At 56.0% G+C, this 22,785-nt stretch carries 21 protein-coding genes; 10 read left to right on the forward strand and 11 right to left on the reverse strand.

The window, feature by feature from the left end; all coding sequences use genetic code 11:
• Nucleotides 1-111: 111 nt before the first annotated feature.
• On the reverse strand, nt 112-1,158 hold the full coding sequence (locus JIN87_RS07290) for a lactonase family protein (protein WP_200354883.1): 1,047 nt from the start codon (nt 1,156-1,158) through the stop codon (nt 112-114).
• Between the two features lie 115 nt (nt 1,159-1,273).
• Entirely contained in the window at nt 1,274-2,020 is a 747-nt protein-coding gene (locus tag JIN87_RS07295; protein ID WP_200354884.1) for an SDR family oxidoreductase, read from the reverse strand.
• Nucleotides 2,021-2,143: 123 nt separating this feature from the next.
• Between JIN87_RS07295 and JIN87_RS07300 the strand changes: the two genes are divergently transcribed.
• Together JIN87_RS07300 and JIN87_RS07305 are read left to right on the forward strand one after the other, a co-directional pair.
• Nucleotides 2,144-5,947: a hydantoinase B/oxoprolinase family protein gene (locus JIN87_RS07300; protein WP_200354885.1), complete on the forward strand. Its 3,804-nt coding sequence runs from the start codon at nt 2,144-2,146 to the stop codon at nt 5,945-5,947.
• Nucleotides 5,948-6,076: 129 nt separating this feature from the next.
• Nucleotides 6,077-7,237: an ADP-ribosylglycohydrolase family protein gene (locus tag JIN87_RS07305; protein ID WP_200354886.1), complete on the forward strand. Its 1,161-nt coding sequence runs from the start codon at nt 6,077-6,079 to the stop codon at nt 7,235-7,237.
• Between the two features lie 122 nt (nt 7,238-7,359).
• Here the strand turns inward: JIN87_RS07305 and JIN87_RS07310 are convergent, their stop codons facing one another.
• Together JIN87_RS07310 and JIN87_RS07315 are read right to left on the reverse strand one after the other, a co-directional pair.
• A complete protein-coding gene (locus JIN87_RS07310; RefSeq protein ID WP_200354887.1) occupies nt 7,360-7,818 on the reverse strand; it encodes a DoxX family protein in 459 nt (152 codons plus the stop codon).
• Between the two features lie 67 nt (nt 7,819-7,885).
• Nucleotides 7,886-8,581, reverse strand: a complete 696-nt coding sequence (locus JIN87_RS07315; RefSeq protein ID WP_200354888.1) for a pirin family protein — start codon at nt 8,579-8,581, stop codon at nt 7,886-7,888.
• 151 nt (nt 8,582-8,732) lie between these two features.
• On the opposite strand from JIN87_RS07315, the gene JIN87_RS07320 reads away from it, so the two are divergent.
• From JIN87_RS07320 to JIN87_RS07345, 6 genes are all read left to right on the forward strand, one after another.
• Nucleotides 8,733-9,629 (forward strand): LysR family transcriptional regulator, encoded by an 897-nt coding sequence (locus JIN87_RS07320; protein WP_200354889.1) that lies wholly within the window; start codon nt 8,733-8,735, stop codon nt 9,627-9,629.
• 202 nt (nt 9,630-9,831) lie between these two features.
• Complete coding sequence (locus JIN87_RS07325) at nt 9,832-12,234, forward strand: ABC transporter permease (RefSeq protein WP_200354890.1); 2,403 nt, start codon at nt 9,832-9,834, stop codon at nt 12,232-12,234.
• A 100-nt stretch (nt 12,235-12,334) separates the two neighbouring features.
• A complete protein-coding gene (locus tag JIN87_RS07330) occupies nt 12,335-12,931 on the forward strand; it encodes an LURP-one-related family protein (RefSeq protein ID WP_200354891.1) in 597 nt (198 codons plus the stop codon).
• Nucleotides 12,932-13,049: 118 nt separating this feature from the next.
• Entirely contained in the window at nt 13,050-13,598 is a 549-nt protein-coding gene (locus tag JIN87_RS07335; protein ID WP_200354892.1) for an AlkZ-related protein, read from the forward strand.
• Nucleotides 13,595-15,001: a Na+/H+ antiporter NhaC gene (gene nhaC / locus JIN87_RS07340; RefSeq protein WP_200354893.1), complete on the forward strand. Its 1,407-nt coding sequence runs from the start codon at nt 13,595-13,597 to the stop codon at nt 14,999-15,001. Before JIN87_RS07335 ends, nhaC begins: the two co-directional genes overlap by 4 nt.
• Nucleotides 14,994-15,176 carry a hypothetical protein gene (locus JIN87_RS07345; protein WP_200354894.1) on the forward strand — a complete coding sequence of 61 codons (183 nt, stop codon included), beginning with the start codon at nt 14,994-14,996 and terminating at the stop codon, nt 15,174-15,176. Before nhaC ends, JIN87_RS07345 begins: the two co-directional genes overlap by 8 nt.
• Nucleotides 15,177-15,211: 35 nt before the next feature.
• Here the strand turns inward: JIN87_RS07345 and JIN87_RS07350 are convergent, their stop codons facing one another.
• From JIN87_RS07350 to JIN87_RS07365, 4 genes are all read right to left on the reverse strand, one after another.
• On the reverse strand, nt 15,212-15,634 hold the full coding sequence (locus JIN87_RS07350) for an ABA4-like family protein (protein ID WP_200354895.1): 423 nt from the start codon (nt 15,632-15,634) through the stop codon (nt 15,212-15,214).
• A complete protein-coding gene (locus JIN87_RS07355; RefSeq protein WP_200354896.1) occupies nt 15,631-16,236 on the reverse strand; it encodes a TetR/AcrR family transcriptional regulator in 606 nt (201 codons plus the stop codon). The genes JIN87_RS07350 and JIN87_RS07355 overlap by 4 nt, the downstream gene beginning before the upstream one ends.
• Nucleotides 16,237-17,178, reverse strand: coding sequence for a hypothetical protein (locus JIN87_RS07360; protein WP_200354897.1), 942 nt, complete (start codon nt 17,176-17,178; stop codon nt 16,237-16,239).
• A 187-nt stretch (nt 17,179-17,365) separates the two neighbouring features.
• Nucleotides 17,366-18,079, reverse strand: coding sequence for an alpha/beta hydrolase (locus JIN87_RS07365; RefSeq protein WP_200354898.1), 714 nt, complete (start codon nt 18,077-18,079; stop codon nt 17,366-17,368).
• Between the two features lie 99 nt (nt 18,080-18,178).
• Between JIN87_RS07365 and acuR the strand changes: the two genes are divergently transcribed.
• Together acuR and acuI are read left to right on the forward strand one after the other, a co-directional pair.
• Nucleotides 18,179-18,847: an acrylate utilization transcriptional regulator AcuR gene (gene acuR, locus JIN87_RS07370; protein ID WP_200354899.1), complete on the forward strand. Its 669-nt coding sequence runs from the start codon at nt 18,179-18,181 to the stop codon at nt 18,845-18,847.
• 2 nt (nt 18,848-18,849) lie between these two features.
• The gene (gene acuI / locus JIN87_RS07375) at nt 18,850-19,839 is read left to right on the forward strand and encodes an acrylyl-CoA reductase (NADPH) (protein ID WP_200354900.1); all 990 of its coding nucleotides are present in this window, start codon (nt 18,850-18,852) and stop codon (nt 19,837-19,839) included.
• A 49-nt stretch (nt 19,840-19,888) separates the two neighbouring features.
• Here the strand turns inward: acuI and JIN87_RS07380 are convergent, their stop codons facing one another.
• The 3 genes from JIN87_RS07380 to JIN87_RS07390 form a co-directional block, all read right to left on the reverse strand.
• Complete coding sequence (locus JIN87_RS07380) at nt 19,889-20,344, reverse strand: bifunctional nuclease family protein (protein WP_200354901.1); 456 nt, start codon at nt 20,342-20,344, stop codon at nt 19,889-19,891.
• Nucleotides 20,345-20,527: 183 nt separating this feature from the next.
• Nucleotides 20,528-21,313, reverse strand: a complete 786-nt coding sequence (gene ccsA / locus JIN87_RS07385; RefSeq protein WP_200354902.1) for a cytochrome c biogenesis protein CcsA — start codon at nt 21,311-21,313, stop codon at nt 20,528-20,530.
• A gap of 111 nt (nt 21,314-21,424) precedes the next feature.
• Nucleotides 21,425-22,684, reverse strand: a complete 1,260-nt coding sequence (locus JIN87_RS07390; protein WP_200354903.1) for a cytochrome c biogenesis ResB family protein — start codon at nt 22,682-22,684, stop codon at nt 21,425-21,427.
• Nucleotides 22,685-22,785: the final 101 nt, after the last annotated feature.

The raw sequence follows: 22,785 nt of genomic DNA on the forward strand, positions 1-22,785 counted from the left end.
ATGCCTGAAGTGAAGTGCGACTGTTCAAAAGAAAAGTGCTCTCGGTTTGTGGCCGTTGGGGACCCGCCTTCGCGTTGAGCTTCGGCGTGGCGAGCAACACGGCCGTATCTATCACAGAAAGGCGACTCGGGCGCAGCCGGGGATTTCTAGGCTGCGGGTGTGGGTGAGGGTGCCGGTGACTGGATCGATGCGGAAGAGTTCGCAGTTGTCGCTGTCCATGTTGGCGGCGATGAGCCAGCGGCCGGTTGGGTCGATCCCGAAGTTACGTGGTTGCTTGCCGCGGGTCGGCTCGTGGCCGATAGAGGTTAGCTTACCGGTGGATTGATCGATCGAGAAAATCGCGATGCTCTCGTGACCTCGGTTAGAACTGTAGAGGAAACGGCCATCTGGGGAGACAAGGATTTCCGCCGCCCAGCGAATCTCGTCGTAGTCGGCGGGAAGGGTGTCGATGGTTTGGACTTCGCTCAAAGCTCCGGTGGCAGGCGTGTAGTCGTAGACGCCTACTGTGGAGGCCATTTCGTTTAGCACGTAGACGTGCTGGCCGTTCGGGTGGAAGGCGAGATGACGTGGTCCAGCTCCCGGAGCGGTTTTAACTTGGCCGAACTCGGTTGGGACGAGCTTGTGGTTGATCGTGTCGTTTTCGTAGACGTAGACCGAATCGGTTCCGAGGTCGCAGACGAGAGCGAAACGGTTGTCAGGGGAAGTGAATACGGAGTGCGGATGAGAGGCCTCTTGGCGGTCTTTGTTCGGGCCGGATCCTTCGTATTTGTGGAGGTCGCTGTGTTCGTCGAGTCCACCATCAGCGCGGACGGGGTTGAGTATAGCGTATTGGGCACCGTAGTTGGCTCCGAATACGTTGGCCCCGATGCGGTCGATCTGGACGTGACTGGGAGCCCCGGCTGGAGTCTCGACTGTATTGATGTGAGTGAGGGCGCTTGTGTTGGGGTCGAGGGCGAAGGAGGAGAGGCCTTTGGCTTGGTCTGACTTGGTCAGGCTGTATAGAAATTTTTTGTTGGGATGGATGCTGATGAAGGATGCATCTGGGCAGGGAGTTTGGGAGAGGAACTCCATTTTCCCGCTCTCAAGGTCGAGGGAGTAGCAGTAGATGCCTCCTTTTTCTTCTTTTGCGCGCGATCCAAAATATACGAAGGTCTTCATAGGTGGTGGGGAACTCAAAGAGTTTGAGCCCTGAGATCCACCTAAAAGTTTTGGCGATTGCCCGAGATTCGGCTCCTTCTAGCCGAGCGTGTGATTAGAATAACAGTCTAACTACTTAAGCAGGTTGCTGAAGCATTTGTGCGATCCGAGACTCCAGAGTCTTCTGTCCAGCTTCGTAGGGGGCTCTATAATTCTCGGCAAATTCGTCGGGAAATACTTCGTCTGTACCTTGTTCGATGCCGTCGAGAATTTGAATGGCGACACTTTCAGGAGTTGCTTTGGGCATATCGACATCTTTGGCCATGTCGGTGTCAACAGGTCCTGGATACACGCCGATGACTTGGGTGCCTTGAGCGGAAAGCAGGAGGCGTGTCGCGGAAGTAAGCGAATGCACGGCGGCTTTAGAGTCGCTGTAAGTTGGGAAGGCTGGGAAGTTGGAGAGTCCAGCCACACTACTGATGTTTACGATCGTGCCTCCGTTCTGGTTTTTCAGGATCGGAGCGAAGGTCTGGGTTAGCTGGAGGGGGCCAAAGTAGTTGATCTCGAATTCGGCCCGGATGGTTTCCAAATCGCCATCAGGGAGGCTCGTGTTTGCGAAGTAGCCGGCGTTGTTGATTAGGATAGTGGCGTCTTGGGCGACCTCTCCAGCTTCAGCTATTTGTTGAGGATTGGTGACATCAAGTTGAACGGGAATCAGGCGATCTCCGTGCTTGTCTTTAAGTTCTCCAAGTTTCCCGATGTCTCGGGCGGCTGCATAGACTTTCGATGCCCCGCGGGCTAGAAGAGTTTCGACGATTGCTCGTCCGATGCCTCGGTTGCTACCGGTTACGAAGGCGACTTGGTTTTCGATCTTGTTGCTCATTGTTCGTTTCTCGTTTTTGATTTGTGTGAGTTGATGAATGAACGTTCAAAAACGAGGCGTGGCTGCAGTACTCTCTTTTTTCTTTGAATACCGCAGAGAGTTCGCTGCAGAGTTCATTTGTTTATGTGGAAATTTTGGATCGATACGGGGGGGACGTTTACGGATTGCATCGCGGAAGGGCCGGATGGTGAGACCCGGCGGGTAAAGTGTTTGTCTTCTTCGGCCATTCGAGGGCATGTCGTGGAGCGAATCGATGCTCGGCGGGTGAAAGTCGATGTGCCTTTTGGCGAGAAGGATGGGTTTTATGTGGGGTATGGGTTCTTGGTGCTGGGTATTGGGAATCGGAATGAGGTTATTGGCTGGGATTCGAGTGAAGGTATTCTGACTTTGGCGGAGGATTTGGAGGGATCCTTGGAGAGTGGGCTGTGTGAACTCCAATCGCCGGAGGAACCTCCAGTACTGGCGGTTCGGATACTGACAGAAACTGGATTGGAAGAGACCTTGCCGCCGCTTGAGATGCGTTTGGCGACGACTCGGGGCACGAATGCTCTGCTCGAGCGAAAGGGGGCGACGTTGGCGTTTTTGGTTACCGAGGGATTCGGAGATTTGCTGAAGATCGGAAATCAGCAGAGACCGGACTTGTTCGAGTTGGGAATCCAGAAGGACGACCCTTTGCCTGAAAGTGTATTCGAAGTTTCCGGACGAATCGATGCGGCTGGGAATGAATTGGAAGCCTTGGATGAAGTGGGGGTGCGAGCGTTTGCGAAGGAGGCGTTGGCTCAGGGTGTGGAAGCCTTCTCTGTGGCCTTGATGCACTCTTATGTGAATCCTGTCCATGAGAGACGGGTGGCTGAAATCCTAAGGGAAGAGGGAGCCACATTTGTATCTGTCTCGAGCGAACTGGCTGCCTTTGCGAAAATCCTCCCGCGTGCTGAGACGACGGTGGTGGACGGCTACCTCGCTCCGATCATGGAGGCGTACTTGGATTCGGTGGGAGAGGTTGTGGGTGGGGGAAATCGCGTGACCCCATCCGTCGCTCCCGGAGCTGTGGAGGACTTGCGAAGCACGCTCCTACAGGCTCCTACATTGAGAGTGATGACGAGTGCGGGTGGGTTGGTGAGTCGTTCGCATTATCGGCCGAAAGACTCTTTGTTGAGTGGTCCAGCTGGCGGTGTGGTTGGTTCGTCGCGGTCGGGCTTGCAGGTTGGGATCGGTAAATCGATCGCTTTTGATATGGGTGGAACGAGTACTGACGTGTCTCGTTTCGACGGGCAGCTGGATTATAAGTTTGAGCAAAAAATCGGAGCTGCCCGCGTTTACGCTCCGAGCTTGAGAATCGAGACTGTGGCTGCAGGTGGAGGCTCGATTTGTTGGTTTGATGGTACCGCTTTGCGAGTTGGTCCAGAGAGCGCGGGGGCGAACCCAGGACCGGCCTGTTATGGGGCTGGTGGGCCGTTGGCAGTTACGGATGTTAATCTGTTGTTGGGACGCCTGGATGCGTCGAAGTTTGGGATCCCTGTCTTTCCGGAGGCTGCGAAGGAGCGTTTGACGGAGCTGATTGACGAGATCGAGCGCACGACTGGACAATGCCTTTCGGAGCAAGAAACCTTGGAAGGTCTGCTCGCGATTGCAAATGAGACGATGGCGGAGGCGATTCGTAAGATTTCGACGAGTGAGGGCTTTGATCCAGCGGATTATGCGTTGGTGGCTTTTGGTGGAGCGGGAGGACTGCATGCTTGCGCGATTGCCGGTATCTTAGGCATGGATACGATCGTGTTCCCAGCAGATGCTGGGCTACTGAGTGCCTATGGCTTAAAGCATGCCCAGGTTGAGCAGTTTGCAGAGCGGCAGGTTCTAGAGCTTTTGGTGGACTGCGAATCGCAAGTGGCAGAGTGGCTGAGCGCGTTGGAAGCACAGGCTTTGAGGCAACTGGAAGAGGATGGGGTATCCAGGGGATCGTCTGAGCTTTGTCCTGCTCGTTTCGAATTACGCTACCGAGGGCAGGAGTCGATTATTGTTCTGGAGGGGGGAGAGGTCGAATCTCTGGGCGAACGCTTCGGGGATGCCTATGAGTCGCAGTTTGGTTTCGTGCCGCGTGGGTTGGCTATCGAGTTGGTCGCTATTCGTGTGGTTGCGCGGAGTCAGGTGGTGGGGACCAAGCTGGAAGAGTTCCGCGGGGAATCGCGTGACAAGCACGCTCCCACTAAGGCATTTGTTGATCGAAACGGTTTGGAGGAGGGGGATACCATTGAGGGGCCGGTGGTGATCCAAGATCCGTATAGTACGATTTATGTGGATGCTGGATGGAAGGCTCAGGTCGGAACTGAGGGTACCTTGAGAATGGAATCCACTGAGGTTTCAATTGAGAAAAGTGAACTGGCTGAGGTCGTTGAACTGGAGCTTTTCACGAATCGTTTTCTGGCCTTGGTCGGAGAGATGGGAGCTCTGTTGGAGCGGGCTGCGTTTTCGACCAATGTTAAGGATCGGAAGGATTTTTCCTGTGCTTTGTTGGATGCAGATGGCTATCTGTTAGCGAATGCTCCTCACATTCCAGTGCACTTGGGTGCTTTGGGTGTTTGTCTGCGCACGGTTTTGCAATCTAGGGAATTGGGGCCGGGAGATGTGGTGGTCACGAATCACCCAGCCTTTGGCGGTTCGCATTTACCGGATGTTACTTTGATCGCTCCTGTGTATACGGAAAATGGTGACGAGTTGCTGGGCTATGTAGCCAATCGGGCGCATCATGCGGAACTGGGAGGCATTTCCCCTGGAAGCATGCCGCCCAATGCAAAATCCTTGGCGGAAGAGGGCGTGGTGATCGCTCCTTTGAAGTTGGTTGAGGCAGGCGTGACATGTTGGGAGCCTTTGCTCGATTTGCTGAAGGGCTGTGCTTATCCGAGTCGCTCGGTTGAGGAGAATGTGGCGGACTTGTCGGCCCAGTTGGCTTCGATCCGACGGGGGCAGCGTGCGTTGCAGGAATTGGCTGAAGCTGAGGGGGAGAAAAGGGTCGCGAAGTTTATGGGGCTGCTTCGGAAGAGAGCGGCGACGGCGTTGAGGGAGGCGTTGAAGAGTGGCCGTTGGGACAACGGCCGCTACCTAGAATGTCTGGATGATGGAGCTGCTGTGCAGGTTCAGGTCTCGAAGCAGGTCTCCGGGAAGTGGTTGATTGATTTTGAGGGGAGTTCGGGAGTGCAGCCTAATAATTACAATGCGACTCCTGCGATTGTGACGAGTGCGGTGATTTATGTGCTGAGATTGGTTGCCTCGGTGGATGTGCCCTTGAATGAAGGTTTTCTGGATGTCGTCGATATTCGGATACCGGAAGGAATGTTGAATCCGGTTTTTGATTCGAACCCAGAAGCTTGTCCTGCAGTGGTGGCCGGGAATGTGGAGGTGAGTCAGTTGGTTGTTTCGGTTTTATTGAAGGCGTTCGGTTTGGCCGCCTGCAGCCAGTCGACGATGAACAATCTGATTTTTGGGACGGAATCCTTTGGCTATTACGAGACGATAGCGGGAGGCGAGGGTGCGACGCCGGAACGTGACGGCGCGAGTGGGGTGCATACGCATATGACGAACACTGCGATGACGGATCCGGAGGTGATGGAATTGCGTTATCCGGTGAAGGTGGAGATCTTTGGTCTTAGAGAGAATTCCGGCGGTTCAGGACTGCGTCGTGGTGGGGATGGCGTGGTGAAGCGTGTTAAGTTTCTCAAGCCGGTAACCTTGTCCCTGCTGACGCAAAGACGGATCGAGCAGCCTTTTGGTGTGGAAGGCGGAGGCGCTGGAGCTTGCGGTGAGCAGATTCTGGTGAAGGCGGATGGTTCTGTGACTGCCCTCGACGGAAACGGGAGTTGGGAATTGGAGACTGGAGAGGTTTTGGAGATTCGCACGCCGGGAGGTGGTGGCTGGGGCGAGGGGGGAGTGTGAAGTGTGGAGTGTGGAGTTTGGGGCTCGGCGGGTTGGGTGCACTTTTTTTGGCACTCAGTTATTGGTGGTTTGTCTCAGTGTCGCCTCTTCGTTTGAATGGAGAGCGCTAGGATTGGTGTTTTATTGATTATGAACAAGATGATGAAGCGGATCGAGGGAGTTGTTCTGTTAGCAATCGTTTGTGTTGGGAGTGTTGTGGCGAGCCCATCGCTCGAGGATAAGATCGAGGGGCTCTTGATTGGGTCGGCGATTGGAGATGCGGCGGGAGGTCCGGTCGAGTTCGTTGTTCCGCCGGAGCGAAGTGTTTGGTCGACGCGGTCAGAGCCTGTTGATGACGAAGCGATTCGCGAGTTGGGGAAACTCTTCAAGCTGCGTGCTTATCCCAAAGACGTGGAACCGTTTGCTCAGTGGGAAGCTTATGGTCCGGAAGGGACGGTGACGGATGATACGCGTTTTAAGCTGATCTTCTTTAATGCCTTAAAGGAACACGGGGCGGAGTTGGATCAGAAGCACTTTGCCCAAGCGGTCATGGACTTTCGCTCAACCTTGAGTCCGGCGTATCAGGAGCACTATGACACCTGGATTCCTGAGATCGAGTACGCGACCCGTTGGGCACTCGGAGAGCGCGGCGGAAAAGCGCTACCGGTTGAACGGATTTGGGGCGGGATTGCTACGATGGAAGGACAGATGCCCTTTTTGCCGATTGCTGCATTGAATCCAGATAATCCCGAGTGGTGCTACCGGAAGTGCTACGAGTTGGGCTATTTCGATATCGGGGTGGCCAAGGACATGAACTCAGCGTTAGTCGCTGGATTAGCCGCAGGGCTGCAATCGGATGGTAGCTGGGGTAGTGTGGAGAGAGCCATGCGTGAGGTGGATCCGTATCGCTACAATGAGGTGCTTTATGTGCGGCGGGAGCTGACGCATTGGTTGGATGTAGCTCATGATTTAGTGGAGCGTTCGGAAGGGAATATTGCTCGCTTGTTTGAGCTGTTGGAAAGCGAAAGCGACACCATTTACTGGTGGGAAGCATGGGTCCCGATCGTGGTCGTGTTTGCCTGTGCGGAGATTGTCGACTACGACCCGATGGCGTCGATGCAGTTGATGATGGAGTTTGGCCACGATACTGACTCCTACGCTCAGGTGATGGGGGCGATCATGGGAGCGATTCACGGAAAGGATGTTTTCCCGGAGGAAATGCGTTCAACGGTGAATGATCGTATGAGGGAGCAGTTCGATCAGAATGTAGATGACTGGATGGAGTTGGTAGGGAAGCACCGGATACGGTGATTAATTGACGATGATCCAGCCAGGGGCTGGAGCGATGATCGGCTTATGCCGAGCGATGATGTTGTTATCATGTTGGCGAAGCCATCATCGCTTGCCGAAGGCAATCATCGTTCAATAAGAACTTATGCGGCGGCGGGCTTGGAGAGGGCACCGTCTACGGAGAACTTGCCTCCGCCGGAGATGACTCCGATGAGAGCGAGGCCGATGGTGAGTAGGTGATACTCGATGCCTTCACCTGCTTGGTTGCCGTACCAGTTCATGAAGAAGCCGTTTGGTAGGGTCGCCATGAACATCGCGACTGTCATGGTTATTCCGATACCGAATGCTGCGACTCGACTAAGAGCACCGATGAAGAGAGCAATGGCGCCGATTGACTCGGCAATGATGACGAGGAAGGCGAGGACGGCTGGGATGCCCATAGATTCGGTGAAGAATCCCATAGTTCCGCTGAAGCCGTAGCCTCCGAACCAGCCGAGGAGCTTTTGGGCACCGTGCGGGAAGATGACGACTGCGAGGGCAATGCGTGCGATGAGAGGAGCGACGTTGTTGTTGGTCGCGAGGAGCTGTTGGATGTATTTCATTTTTCTATTATTGGTAATTGGTTGTGGGTGATTGGTTCTGGGAATTGGCCATCGAAGACGATGCCCGCTAGCCGAGGTCGAAGAGAAGGATCTGTGATGCAGCGCTAGCGGTCAGTTGCAGCTGCTCTTTTCCGGTGAGATAGGCTGCGTCGCCTGCGTTTAGCGTTTCGCCGTTTAGCTCGATCTGTCCTTCGGCGAGGTGCAGCCAAGCGTGGCGTTCTGCTTCGAGCGTGTATTCAATGGATTGTGACGGATCGAGTCTACCGAGATAGAGATTGGCGTCTTGATGAATGGCCATCGAATCATCGCGACCGGATTTAGAGGCTGCTAGGTGCCAGGTGCCCGTTTCGGCGTTGGCGAGCGCTCGTTCGGCGTAGCGTGGCGTGACTCCTTGCTCATCCGGCTGTATCCAGATTTGTAGAAGATGGACCGCTTCGTCAGAGGAAGGATTGAACTCGCTGTGCATGATGCCGGTGCCGGCTGCCATGTATTGGAAATCGCCGGTTTGGATCACTCGGCCATTGCCCATGGAGTCCTTGTGCTCGAGCTGACCGCTCAGGATGTAAGTTATAATCTCCATGTCGTTATGCGGGTGGGTGCCGAAGCCTTTTCCCGGCATGACGATGTCGTCATTGATGACTCGGAGGGAGCGGTAGCCCATCCACTCTGGATCGTAGTAATGGGCGAAGCTGAAAGTGTGGTAGGTCTCGAGCCAGCCGTGGTTGGCGTGGCCGCGTTCGTTTGCTCTACGTATTTTGATCATGGCCAGAGTATGCCATGAAACCCTTGCATTCGTGAAAGACTATGATTCTTGCCTGAGCATAACTTGTGCGCATGCTAAAAAGGGTTTGTATAACGGTCCGCCCGGCGGTCGGACCCTACCTTTCAACTGAATAGGGAAGCGAATTTGAGGTATGGAGCTAAGGCATTTGCGGTATTTTATTGAGGTGGCGTTGGAGGAGAATGTGACGCGAGCGGCGGAGAAGTTGCATGTGTCGCAACCGGCTTTGAGTCGCCAGGTGAAGGATCTGGAGGAGGAGCTGGGATTTTCTCTGCTGGTGCGAACGGCTAAGTCGGTATCGCTGACGGAGGCGGGCCGCGTTTTTCTGGATGAAGCGAGCGAAGTGCTGGAACGTTTGGAGGAGGGAGTCGTTAAGGCGCGTGCTGCCGCAGAGGGAGGCGGCGGAGAACTGCACATCGGTTATGCCCCTTCATTGACGGTGCGAATCTTGCCGCCGACGATACGTGCGTTTCAGGCGGAGTTTCCAAACGTGAAGGTGAAGCTTCACGATCTGTCGTCGGAGGAGATGCTCGAGGGCTTCAGGGACGGGAGTTTGGATTTTGTCCTGATGCCAGAGAGCAAGATTAGGACTGCGAGCAACTGTCGCTTTGAGGCTCTGAAGACAGAGGACCTGCGATTGGCAGTAGGGCTGGAGCACCCGTTTGCGGCCTTGGAGAAGGTGCCTATTCAAAAGCTGAAGGGGGAGAAGCTGATTGGTTTTAACCTGAAGGAATATCCGGAGTACGGGGAATTGTTCACCAAGACGCTTAAACCTGCGGGGATTCGCAAGAAGCTAGCCGAGGAACACGAGAGCGTGAGTAGCTTGGTGGCTGCGGTTGAAGCCGGGATGGGAGTTTCGGTAGTAACGGAGTCGATACAGTGTGTCGCCGGTGGCAGAGTTAAGATCGTGCCGCTTGATCCGCCGGGTGAGGCGGTCGTGGTGGGGATCGCTTGGAAAGAGCGGGAACTTACGAGGGAGGAAACTGCGTTTGTAGCGAAAGCCTTGGGGGCGTGTGAGAGGAGTTTGTAGCGCGGTGCTTTAGCCCGCGTTTATGGATTTGGTTGTTGGCAACGACGGAGCGTTGCCCTCCTGTTTTGCTTAGGGGGCTCGTTTTCTTTTAAGAGCAATTCGGGGGTGGCGGTGGTCGCGGGCTGAAGCACCGCGCTACGGGGGAGGAAAATTCGCTTTTTTTGGTAACCGGGCTTAGGGAGAGAGGTAGGCACTGGTTAAGATGTTGTCCGACTTGTTTTTCTCCTTCCGCAATCTCAAGAAGACGCCTGGGTTTTCGATTGTCGCCGTATTAACGCTCGCCGTTGGGATCGCCGCGGTGGTCTCGATCTTTGCTGCCTTGCGCGCCTTGGTTCTGGAGCCGTTCGATTATCCGGATTCTCACGAGATGGTGCAGGTTTGGTCGGGTGATGGGTGGCCGTTGTCGCCAGCGGATTTCTTGGATTTGCATGCGAAGGCGGAGTCGTTTGAGAGTTTTGGGGTCTACAATCCGCAGACTTTTAACGTGGGAGCGGAAAACGCTCAGGCTATTCGCGGGGTGACAGCTACGCATGGCGTTTTGCCGGCTTTCGCTATCAAGCCGATGAATGGGCGCTGGCTCGAAGAAGGGGATGCGATGGAGGGAGCCGAACCTGTCGCCGTTGTGAGCTATGGTCTGTGGCAGCGTCTTTTTGGCGGCCGTGAAGATTTGCTCGGAGATACGATTCGTTTAAACGGAGGGAATGTAACTGTGGTCGGTATCATGCCGAAGGGCTTCGAATTCGCTGGCCCGTGGATCCGTGCGGACGAGTGTGATGTTTGGATGCCGATGTCGTTGGAGAATGATAAGGATCGGCGCGGCAGCCATTGGCTAAGCGGGGTAGCGCGTTTGAAGGATGGACTGACTCCTGAGCGGGCGGATACGGAGATCAAGACTATCGGGAAGGAGCTCTCGGAGCTGTATCCAAACACCAACTATCGAAAGAAATTCCTCGTGCGTTCCTTGCACTTCGAAATGACTAAGGACATCGGGGAGTATGTTTGGCTCTTGTTCGCCTCGGTGGGAGTGATTTTGCTGGTGGCGTGTTCGAATGTAGCGAGTATGCTGCTATCGAGGGGAGCGCAGCGGCAGGGAGAATTTGGGGTACGAGTCGCCTTGGGGGCGACCAAAGGGAATTTGTTGCGCCTCGCGTTTGCGGAGAGTTTGGCTCTGGCCTTGGCAGGCGCGTTCTTCGGGGTGTTTCTTGCGTACGGAGGGATTGAGATTATCAAGTCGATCGCGCCGGTAAGTGTCGCCCGCAAGGAGGCGATGGCGCTTGATGGTCCTGTGCTGTTGTTCGCTCTCGGAGCGACCGGGTTGGTGGCATTGGCGGCGGGACTGCCGCCTGTGTTTGTGACGATGAAAACTTCGGTCGCCACTATCTTACGCAACGATGCCAGAGGGGCGATTGGCTCGCGCTCGCGTAACTATCTGCTGCGTTGTCTGGTGATCGCCCAGATCGCGCTGGCCTTCGTTTTGGCGAATTGCGCGGTGATCTTCTCTGGGAGTTATTACGAGATTTTGGACAAGAACAAGATCATCACAACGGATCGCGTTTTGACTGCTCGCATTACGTTCCAAGGCGATCGCTACAAGGAAGAGAGTACGCGGATCCAGGCTTGGGAGGAGATCGAGCAGAAGCTGGCGGCGATGCCGGGGGTGAACTCGGCGGGTATCACGACCAAGCTGCCGCTCGAAGGGGGCAGTAATACAAACGGCTTGATCAACGATGAGGTGTACGATCCGAGCCAGCGGCGAATCCAGATCGAGTTTTCATCGGTCACTGAAGGCTATTTCGAATCCCTTGGCATCAAGCTGCTGCAGGGGCGGAATCTCGATAAATCGGATATCGCAACAGAGGATGGACTGCGTGGAGTGGTGATTAACCAGACGCTCGCGGATCGGGCTTGGCCCGACGAGAATCCGCTGGGAAAGGTTATTCGGGCGAATGTGCCCGAGGACCCTTGGTACACCGCGACAGTGGTCGGCGTGGTGGAAGACACGCGTCAGTGGGGGGCGGATGCGGAGGTGCAGCCTGAGATGTTCACCATGCCGAAGGGCCACTGGGGGAGGCGCATCAACGTCTTGGTACGGACTTCGCAACCGGCAAACAGTCTCATTCCTTTGCTTCGTGAGGTTATCGATGGGGTTGATCCAGAGTTGGCATTGGAAAATATCCGGACGATGGACCAGGTCGTGGGTGACGCGACGAAGGGGGAGCGGACCATGGCAGGGCTGGTGAACAGCTTTATGGGAATTGCCCTCGGATTGGTAGCGGTCGGGCTTTACGGAACGCTGTCGTACACGATCTTGCTACGGACACGGGAGATCGGAGTGCGGAGAGCTTTGGGGGCCTCTGGAGGCGAGATCTCGCGACTGGTTTTGCGTCAGGGCGCGGTCTGGGTGGCCATCGGGTTAACGATCGGGCTCGGTGGGGCGTTCGCCTTGGCCAAGGTGCTGGAGTCGATGGTCTTTGGCATGGAGGGCTTGAGCCTGACGCCGCTCGTTCTGGCGGTCGCGGTGATCGGAGCGGCAGCGATTGTGGCTTGCTGGGTCCCGGCGACGCGGGCGGCTCGGCTAGATCCACTAGTGGCGTTGAACGCGTGAACGTTGTGGCTGTTGGGGACAACGGCCGCGACTATTTTTGCGGAGTGGCGGCGGTCTTTTCTGGTTGAAGGGGGATGCGGGGGGCGGTTTTGTTTGAGGGATGGAATCCCTTTCTAATCCGCTTTCGAAGAACGCGTTTGTCGTTAAGGAGCACGTGGGCTTGTTTAAGGCCGCGAATAATTTCGATATGTTCGATCCGGAGTCGGGCGAGCAGGTCTTGGAGTGCCGGGAAGACCAGCTGGGCGTTTTTACCAAGATGCTCCGGTTTACGGACTACAAGCGGATGACGCCGTTTCATATCGAGATTCGGGAGCCGGGCGGGCGCACCTTGATCGAGATTAAGCGTGGCGTTTCTCTGTTTTTGTCGGATGTGGAAGTGCTGGATGGCGAGGGGCAGTTGCTTGGGCGCTTCAAGCAGAAGTTTTTCTCGATTGGCGGGAAGTTCGATGTCTACGCGGCGGACGGCAGTGTGCTTTGTTCCTTGAGCGGCAGCTGGACGGGATGGGACTTTTCGTTTGGTCGCGACGGTGTGGAGTTTGGGCGTGTGAACAAGCAGTGGTCGGGCTTGGGGAAGGAGTTTTTCACTTCCGCCGACAATTACATGTTGAGCATCGATCCCTCTCTGGAGGCGGATCATCCGCTGCGTAAGCTGATCGTGGCGGCGGTGATGTGCATCGATATGGTGCTCAAGGAGTGATTTTTTTGCCCACGAAGGACACGAAGAAGCACGAATGTTTTCTATATCAAGCGAGTCGCTTCGAGATTCGTAGTGTCCTTTGTGGGCGAATTTATTTTAAGTTTGGGGTGAATTGGTCATGGCGGATTTGAAGACGATCGAGGATGCGTTCGATTTTGTGCAGGAGGTGGGAATCTGTACCATCTTCAGCGGAAAGGCGCGGGATGTGCAGTCGCTGTGGGATGCGGTGGACTTGCCGGACAGTGATGGACAGACGAAGTGGGGGCAGCGAGTGGAAGCGGTTTGGGCGTGGAAGACGGAGCTTCCTACCTTTTACCCGGACGACATTTTCTATGGGAAGATCAAGGGAGGGCATGCGGTGCTGATGAGCATGGAGTACTTTCGGGAGACGCATTATCCGAAGCATGCTCGACCGGTATCTTCGTGTCGGGAGCTCGCTCAGCAGGTCTATGAAATTGTGCGTCTCAGCCCTGGCACTACAGCGGAGGTAAGGCGGGAGGCGATGGATCGATTTGGTTGTAGCAAGAGTCGCTTTGAGACCGCGTTGAAGGAGTTGCAAATTAGCTTGAATGTGGTGCGTCTGAACGAACCGGATTTGAAGAACGATACGTGGGTTCCGTTTGAGGAAGTTTACGGTGAGCTTGAGTTGGAGGCTCCGGCGCAATGAAGCAAGTGAGGCCGAGCTTGTGGTTGGCGCTTGTGCCGGTTGTGGCCTTGGTCGTCTCTCTCTATTTCAGTATTCGAATTTTTGATATATCGCCTCACATTTCGCTGATCACAGCGGCGGTAGTGGCGGCAGGTATTGCGGTTGGCTTTGGGGCGAGCTATGCGGAGCTGGAGAAGGGGGTGGTGCGAGGGATTTCGGTGGCGATGCCTTCGATTCTGATTTTGATGGCGATCGGGATTCTGATCGGTACTTGGACTTCGAGTGGTGTGGTGCCTTATCTGATCGCTCTGGGGTTAGAGCTATTGTCGCCGTCCGTCTTTTTACCGGCGTGCTGTGTGATTTGCATCATCGTTTCGCTTTCGACGGGGAGCTCTTGGTCGACTGCGGGAACGGTGGGTGTGGCGCTGATCGGCGTGGGGCAAGGGCTCGGCTTTTCGTTGCCGATGGTTGCTGGGGCTGTGATTTCGGGGGCTTACTTCGGGGATAAGATGTCGCCGCTTTCGGAAACCACGAACTTAGCGCCGGCGGTGGCGGGGGCGAAGTTGATCGAGCATATTCGGCATATGGCGTGGACGAGTGGTCCGAGTATTTTGATCTCCTTGGTTTTATACACCGTTATTGGTCTGAGCGTAGAGGTCGGGACGGGAGAGGGGCAGGGGATTGAGGGCTTGGCGAGCAAGCTGGACGAGTTGTATCAGTTTTCGCCTTGGTTGCTTCTGGCTCCGGTGGGCGTGTTGGCCTTGATCTTGTTGCGCGTACCGGCATTACCAGCGGTGCTGGGTGGCGGGCTGATTGGAATTGTGCTAGGCGTGTGGATACAGGATCGAGCCTTGGTCGATATGCTGGTGGCGGCTCAGAGCGGTTTTGTCATGGAGTCAGGAGTGGCGGAGATCGATGAGCTGTTGTCGCGAGGCGGTTTGGAAAGCATGTTTTGGACGATCTCCTTAATCGTTTGCTCGATGGCGTTTGGGGGAGTGATGGAGTCGAGCGGGATGTTGCGGGTGATCGCGGAACGGCTTCTCTCAGCGGCCAAGTCAGGTGGGCAGCTCGTGGCGGCGACAGTGGGGACTTGCTTGGGGATGAATCTCTTGGCTCCGGATCAGTATCTTTCGATTATCGTTCCCGGAAAGATGTATCAGGAAGCGTATGCGAAGAAGGGGCTGGCGGCGAAGAACTTGTCGCGAGCTTTGGAGGATGGGGGGACCGTGACGTCGCCTCTTGTCCCTTGGAACTCCTGCGGGGTATTCATGTTTTCGGTACTACTTGTGAGCCCAATGGCATATTTGCCTTATGCGTTTTTCAATCTTCTCAGTCCGGTGATATCTGTGATTGTGGGGCTCAAGGGTTGGACGATTGAGAAGTCGACTCCAGAGCAAGACTCGTCAGAGTCGAGGGATGCTTGAGGATTTCGTTGAGTTTGTCTTTTCCGCTTTGCTGGGATTGGGCCTGCTGGTGGTGGTGGTGCTTTTGGCTCGTCGCAATATGATTAAAGAGATGAAGCGACAGGAGGAGTTGGAAGCCAGCGAGAAGGGAGCAAAGGAGTCGCAGGGACAGGCGGGAACGCCGGACCAGAGCTAGTTTTTGGGGGATGATGATGGCTGCGCCACCATGATTTAATGCGCAACCTTTAGGTCGGGGCGTCTGGCCGCTGAGAAGAGGAGGAAGCCGATTGGGCCCAGCATGAAGGTGGCGAGTAGGATGGGGATCACTAGGAAATGGGAGAGGTTGCTTTGTTTGGCTTTTTCGAGGATCCAGCAACCGACGAAGAAGTCGAAGGCGAGATAGTGGACCCAGCCGGCGGTGAGGGCCCAGTCGTTGGCGAATAGAAGGCGGACTTGTTCGATGCTGCTGAAGCCTCCTTGCCAGTCGGGTGAGAAGCGGACGAGGCAGATGAGGTAGCCGACGGAGATGAGTAAGGGGAGGGCGAGTCGGACGACGGAGAGGGTTTGGGGAGTCCAGCGAGCGGCAGCGATCAGGTAGAGCCAACCGAGCATGGCGATGGTGCTGAAAGCGGAGAAAAGGAAGGCGGGTGTCATGATACGTTTTTCCAGCCGTTGCGGAAGTAGGACTGGCAGAGTTTTCGGATTTCTTCTGGGGTTAGCTCGCCGTAAGGACCGTTTCCTAGGATGCCGTCGATGAGGAGCATAGCGATCCCGTGAATGAGGGCCCAGGAGGCGAGTGCGAGGTTGGGACTGCAGGTGTTTGCGATTTGGCCGTTTTTGATTCCGGCCTCGATGGTTTCGACGAGCGCTCCAAATGCATTGGCGCTAGAGTCCTTGAGCTCCTGGTCCACATCATCTGCGCACATAAGGTTGTGAGTGAACATCAGGCGGTATTGCTCGGGATGTTGTTGAGCGAAGGCGAGGTAGGCTGTTCCTGAATTGTCGAGGTCGCCTGGTTTGTCTTCGTTTGCTGCGACCAGCATCGAGCGTAGCTTTCGAAACCCTGTTTCAGAGATCGCGGCGAGGAGCGCTTGTTTGTCTTTAAAATGTCGATACGGAGCTGCGGCGCTGACTTCCGCTTCACGAGCGACTCTGCGGAGGGAAAGGGCGTCGAGTCCGTCTTCGCGTAGGACTTTTAGCCCTGCTGAAATCAGGGAGTTCCGAAGGTCGCCGTGGTGGTAGGAGGTCTTGGTCATTTACGCAGAGAGTGGTTGATGCAATGAGGGGCGTTTGTTTGTGCTTGGTTGGGCCAGTCGCAAAATTTGGGCGGTGGTGGCGTAGATGAAAGGTGTTAGAAAGCCGATTAGGCTGACTATCATGATGAGAGTTCCAAAAGTATCCAGATCGAAGATACTTCGCCCGGTGTAGGCATGGACTTGGGAAAAGAATGTAACTCCGGCGAAACCAATTGAGCTGACCCAGATGAGCAGTTCTTGCTGACGCTTGTTCAGGCCAAGGCCTATGATCATGAGGGCGAGCAGCGGGAGGGCTTGGATCGAGTGGAGCGAAATCGCGTGAGGGAGTTTGAGGTTTCCGGCTTCTCCGTAGGTAGTTGAGCTGGCCACGTTTTCGATGAGGAAGGCTCCGTCTTGCAAAACGTGGTTCATGCCATGGATGACGATTAGTTGTCCGGACAGTTGGCTGAAGAAGAAGAGGACCATGCTGGTGCGGATGGCTAGCTTCATCGCCGGAGAGCCGACGAGCTTTCCGAAGGCGAGGATGGCTTGGGTGGTAGAGACAATGGCGAAGCAAAGGATGGAAAGTCCCATGGTTGACCAGAGAAGGGTGTCGAGTGGGGTGCCGACGTTGAAATGTGAAGGCAAGCCACGGAAGTGCTGGGTGTTTATGATGATGATTTCGAGGACGAGGGCGGCGCTCATGGCGGACATCATCGCTTTGTGGAGTCGCGGTTTGGGTGGGTAGAATTTTAGGAGCCAACCCATTGTCACAAGGGTGAAGCCGGCCGAAAGCCCGAAGACGACGAGCTTGCGGTAGCCGAGCGGACCGGACCAAACCGCGCTCTCTACGAAGGGGTAAGCAAGCAGATGGACGAGGCCGGTGAGCATAACGGCGAAGCCTGCCCAGTAGGCGATGCTTTGAGGCGTTGAGAGGTGGGAGCGAGCGGATTTCGTTTTCATGTAAACAGTGAGAACATTAATATGTAAACACTGTCAACACTAAAGGGGGATGTGGGACTGAGATGTGTTTTAGGATGATGATCGCTGTGCGAGCATGATGCTTCGCAGCAGGATTCTTGGAGAGTGAATTCTATTTTGCTCGCCGAAGTCGATCATGCAGGCCGACAGGCCGAATCACGATCAAGCTCTATGCGAATGCCCACTTGAGGGCGTTGGGGAGGGATTGGGCCCAGTCTTCGGCGGAATGGTTGCCTTGAAAGATGTCGAAGCGAACGTTGTAGCCGTTTCGCTCTAGCATGTCTCGGAAGCGTTCTACTCCTTCGATTTGGGAGATGGGTTGGATGAGGTCTTCTCGATGCCAGACGTTGGTTTGGATTTCTTGGTCGCCGACATCGAGGAAGAAGGCCGGAGGTGAGGGCGGTTGGACTCCGTCGAACTCTTTGGTGAGCCAGCAGTCGTTTGACCAGTAGGAGCCGGATTGGGAGATGACGTGGGTGAAGAGGCTGTCGTGCTTGAGGGCGGCGAAGGATGCGGCGAGTCCGGTATAGCTAAGGCCGGTGATGACGCGGCGATTTGCGCGCTGGGTCGCAGGATAGTTATCGTGTATCCAAGGTATGAGTTCCTGGGCGATGAAATAGGCGAAAGGCGGGTGGCAGGGGCACTCCGTGAAGCGGGTCTCCATGTTGACGGCGGAGACGTGGACGACGAGGAGATTGGTTAGGGTTTCGTCTTCGAAAAGCGTATCCAGAATTTTGGGAGATTGAACGCGGTTGCGGTAGAGCTCGGCGTCGAGGATGACGAGGAGATCGAGATTTGCGGGAGGGGTGTCTGGGACGCGGACCCAGAGCGAACGCTCGTTTTCGAGATTCTGGCTCGTGATCGTGTGATGAAATTCTGGCATGCCGTGTGGTCTGTTCCTGCTAACGAACGAGGATTTATGCGATATGTCTTTGACTATTCAACCAAAGCGTCGCTTTTAATAGACCGTTAGGTCTATTAAATGAAGATGGCACGCGAAATCCATAAGGAACCCTCGGGAGTCGCTCGTAAGCGGGGGCGTCCGGCGCGTCCGCTAGAGGATGCGGAAGCAAGAAAGCGACTGATTGGCTCGGGCTTGGCGCATTTGACGGAGAAGGGATACTCCGGCTCAGCTGTGAATGAGATTTTGAAGGCGGCTGGAATTTCGAAAGGGGTGTTCTACCACTACTTCAGCAGCAAGTCGGATTTTGTGGATGCCTTGATGGAGGAGTATGATCGCTACTTTCTTGGCAAGCTGGACGCCTGCTTTAAAGACGAGGCGTTAGCGCCGTTGGATCGGTTCAACGCTTTTGCCGAGCTTGCCGCTGAGGGAATGGCACGTCACGAGTTCCGTCGCGGCTGTCTTGTGGGGAATCTGGGCCAGGAGGCTTCTGTTTTGCCGGAGGGATTTGATACGAAACTGCTGGAGATCCTTGCGAGTTGGCAGGATCGGGTGGAAGGTTGCCTGCGTCTGGCTCAATCCGAGGGGCAGGTCTCGAATGAGGAAAGCGCGGAGGAGTGGGCCCGTTTTTTTTGGATTGGCTGGGAGGGGGCGGTGCTCAGGGCGAAATTAGAACGGAGTGCTGCACCGCTCAGAGCCTTCGTCGACGGGTTTTTGAAGGGTATTACACGCAACACGAAAACAGCATAGCTATGTTTGAAGGAATATTGATCGAAAAGTCGGGCGACCGGCAAACCGCTCGTTGGGCTCTGCTCAACGAGAGTGAACTGCCCAAGGGTGAGGTCCTCGTGGATGTCGCTTGGACGACGTTGAACTACAAAGACGCTTTGGCGATGACGGGCCGGTCTCCGGTGGTGCGTCAGTTTCCGATGGTGCCGGGAATCGACTTCTCTGGTATCGTATCCAGAAGTGACAGCGCCTCGTTCAAGAAAGGAGATCGCGTGGTGATGACTGGCTGGGGAATGGGCGAGCGTTTTTGGGGCGGTATGGCCAGGCTCGCGAGAGTGCCTGCCGAATGTCTCGTTGCCTTGCCGGACGGACTCGACCTCAAGCAGGCCATGGCGATCGGGACCGCTGGGTTCACTGCCATGCTTTGCGTGATGGCTTTGGAGGAGCGAGGCGTGCGTCCAGGGGATGGCGAGATTCTCGTTTCGGGCGCGGCTGGAGGTGTCGGTAGTGTGGCTACAGCCTTGCTCGCTGGGCGTGGATACAAGGTCGTGGCCGTGACAGGTAGAGCTGAGGAGGAGGACTATTTGAAAGGGCTTGGCGCGAGTCGAATCGTCAAGCGCAGTGACTTCAGCGAACCGGGTCGTCCTCTGCAGAAGGAGCAGTGGGCAGCTGCGGTGGATGTAGTGGGAGGCGTTGCCTTGGCGAACGTTTTGGCGGGTATCCAGTATGGTGGTACAGTCGTCGCGTGTGGGCTGGCGGGAGGGATGGATTTGCCCACGACAGTGGCCCCGTTTATTCTCAGGAGTGTCTCGCTCATTGGAGTGGATAGCGTTATGTGCGATCGCGTGAAGCGTACGCTCGCGTGGCGTCAGCTTGCTCGGGAGCTGGATCTGAAGCTACTGGAAAGCATGATCAACGAGGTCTCCCTCAAGAGCGTGATCGGGTCCGCGGCGGAGATGCTGGAAGGCAAGATTCGAGGTCGAACCGTCGTTCCCGTTTCGGGCTCGGTTTGAACTGGCCGCGAGTATCCAGAGATCACGGGAGAGTGCGTGTTCTCTCCTGCTACTCCTTCTCTTCGTCCTGCTGCTTGAGGACGCGTTCAAGGATGGAGCTCATGTCTTCGGTGGTGTTGAAGACTTTCTCGGCTACGAAAATCGGAACGTTGTTTTGTAGCGAAAGGACGATGGAATCGCTGGGACGAGCGTCGAGCTCTATGATCTTGGTATCCACCTCGTTGCTCATCTCTAGGAAGATGCGGGCAAAGAAGGTGCTCTCTTCGACATCGTTTATGATTATGCGAGTGATCTTGGCCTCGAGACCGACCAGCATGGAGGAGATGAGGTCGTGAGTGAGCGGGCGCTCCTTTTTGACTCCGTTGAGAGCCATGGAAATGGCGTTGCCGACGCTATGGTCGACGTAGATCACGAATACCTTGTCGTCGTTGCCTAGAAAGATCGCGCAACCATTTACGGTTGGCATTACGCCTTTCACGGAGATTGGGATTACACTGGTATTCATGCGGGATTAGGGCAGCGAATGCGTCGCGGCGGAAGAGTCAAGATAGCGTAAACAAGGATCGTCTGTTTTGGGCAAACATTAAGATGAAAAGGGGATTAGAACTTAGGTGTTTAGGCTTTAGGTGATCCTGCACAGATTTCGAACCTATCGCCTAAATTCCTAAAGCCTAAACGCCTCCTAGGCCTAGCGTGTGTAGGTGTGCACGCTTTGGTCGGCGATGGGCATCATGTTGAGGCCAAACCAGCATAGTAGGAGAACGATCCAGGCGGCACCTAGGAATGCAAAAGCGGGTTTGGCAGCTAGGGGATGCTGCAGGCGGAAGTGCAGGTAGGCGAGGTAGCCGAGCCAGGTGAGCAGCGCCCAAGTCTCTTTGGGGTCCCATGCCCAGTAGTGTCCCCAGGCCTCTTTGGCCCAGATGGCGCCGATGACGAGGCCTAGGGTGAGGAAGCCGAAACCGATTTGTACGGAGCGGTCGGCGAATTCGAGGGTTTGCTCGCTGCGTTCGCTGCCGGGCAAGGCGCGCCAGCCTCGTAGGCTGGCTGCAAAGGCGGCGGAAAGGAAGGCGTAGGCGAGCAGGTAGGCGAGAACATGGGGCACGAAGAATATGCTGCGCAAGGCGGGCATGAGGGTGCGGTCCCAGCTTTCGGGATTGGTGAGATTTATGGTGATGAAGAGGCCGGCGAGCGGAATGGCGTAGTAGAGGGGCCAGACCATTTTCCAACGGATGCAGACGATGCTGGCGGCGATGGGGAGGAGGAAGGAGTACCAGAGCCGGGTTTCGCCGAGGGTGCGCAGGGGAGGGCGTTCTAGGGTGATCCAGATGGTGACGAGGCAGGCTCCGAGGGAAAGGGTGCCGAGGACGAGCAGGGCGATGCCGACGGGTCGTTTTTTGGGGAAGGCGATTAAGCCGAGCGTCCAGGTGGCGAGGGCGACGGTGGCGACCCAGGGGAAGATGTTTATGAGGTTCATATTGGGTGATCCTGCACTGCTTTTTTGCCCACGAATTGCACGAAGCGACACGAAGGCTTATCAGGATACTTTTCTTTTTGGATATTCGTGTCCTTCGTGGGTGAGAACAATTTAGTTTTTTGTAAGCTTCTCGATGGTGACTCGGTCGATGAGGTGCATGAGGGCTCCGAGGGCTAGGAGGGCGAGCCCGACGTAGATGGCGGGCATCCATGGGTCGCGGACGGCTTCGAGGACGGTCCAGCGGGAGGCTTTGCCAGCGGTTTCGTCGTAGGAGAGCTGGTTGAGCTTCCAGCCGTCGATGGTGATGGGTTTGTTGACCTCGATTTTGACCGGGAAGGGCTCTTCGCCCTTTTTGAGGATAGTGACTTGGGAGGAAAAGCGTTTGGGGCGGGGGAGGGCCATGGCGAAGCGGAAGTCGCTGCCTTCGGCGAGGATTGTGGTGGTGGGGACGTGATCGTTGCCGCAGGTGGTCCAACCTTGTACGGTCCTGCCTGTTTCCAGGTGTGTGGCGCGGAGGTGGGCGGCGGGCGGAGCGAAGGGGGAGTCGTGTGGCTGGTAGGCTGTTTTGCCGAGGGGAACGGCCGCTTCGTAACTCTCCAGAACTTCGAGCTCCCAGCCTCGGATGCGTGCGATGTTGCCTTTTTCGAGGTCGATGAGGGGTTCGCCTTTTTGCCAGATGATTTCGGTTTCGTCGACGTCGACGAGGGTGAGCTGGGTAGTGAAGAACTCGATGTCGAAGTCGGCGAGCAGGACGCCGAAGGGGAGGTAGCGGGTTTGGGTGCCGTCCGCGTTGCTGACTTCGGCGGTGGCGTCGCCTTCGGAAACGATGAGCTCCCAGCGTTCGAGATCGCTGGAGGAGAGCAGGCCGGCGGCGATGAGCAGCCACATGCCGCCGTGGCTGACGTAGAATTTGAGGCGAGCCTTCTTGAGCTTGGTGATGCGGCCGGCGGTGGCGAGGCCGAGGTTGAGGAGGAAGAGCAGGAGGGCGGCGTTGAAGGGGATGGAGGTGATGGGGCTGCTGAGCCCGAGTTTGCGGACGAGGGTGGGGAGTTGGCTGCCGTCGCTGGCGGGGAGGGTTCCGGCGACGAGGACCCACAGGAAGAAGTGTCCGATGACGCAGATGGCGAAAGGGAGGCCGCCGAGCAGGCGAGTCGGGGCGAAGCGCTGGCCTTTGAGGCCGATGAAGAAGAGCCAGGCGGCAACGAGGCCGAGTACGATGGCGTTGGCTGGCCAGGGCGGGGCGGTGAGGGGCGCTCCGTCTCGAATTATGGATACGGTGGAGGCGGCGAGGCTAGTGGCTAGGCAAATGGTGGCGCCGATGAGGTAGTCGGAGCGGAAGGTGAAAGTGGCTTGGGGTGGTTGGTCAGGCATTGTTTTTAACCGCTAATGGCCGCTAATTTTCGCGAATGCTGATTGGGGCGCTGTGTACGGTCTGATGACCGTTGGGTAGTGGTTGTTGAGGGTGGGCAGTG

This window comes from Pelagicoccus mobilis (genome assembly GCF_016595505.1).
In the GTDB taxonomy this organism is placed as follows: Bacteria; Verrucomicrobiota; Verrucomicrobiia; order Opitutales; family Opitutaceae; genus Pelagicoccus; species Pelagicoccus mobilis.